We start from the raw sequence: 234 nt of genomic DNA, 5'->3' as shown, positions 1-234 counted from the left end.
CCACATTACTGCTCGTAATTGTGTAGTTCTTATTTGCACCTTGCAGTGCTTCAATCCCAGCTTGGTTCAGCGTTACTGCATAGTTGCTACCAACATTGGCACTCGTGATCCCACTTAAATCAAAATCGTCAGCCGTCAAAGTTGGAACGGTCACACCCTCTGGACCAGTCACCTTAAACTGCGCGGTATCCACGTTCGTGGTACCGTCATAAACCTTGGTACCATTACTAATCT

At 46.6% G+C, this 234-nt stretch carries 1 protein-coding gene; it reads right to left on the bottom strand.

What is annotated here, in order from left to right:
• Positions 1-234 (bottom strand): MBG domain-containing protein (locus CES82_RS12625; protein WP_180245756.1); only part of this gene is annotated, 234 nt, incomplete at both ends.

The organism is Secundilactobacillus silagincola (assembly GCF_002583405.1).
Classification (GTDB): Bacteria; Bacillota; Bacilli; order Lactobacillales; family Lactobacillaceae; genus Secundilactobacillus; species Secundilactobacillus silagincola.
Note: the sequence above shows the minus strand (reverse complement) of the source record. Positions and strands in the feature narration are given on the sequence as shown.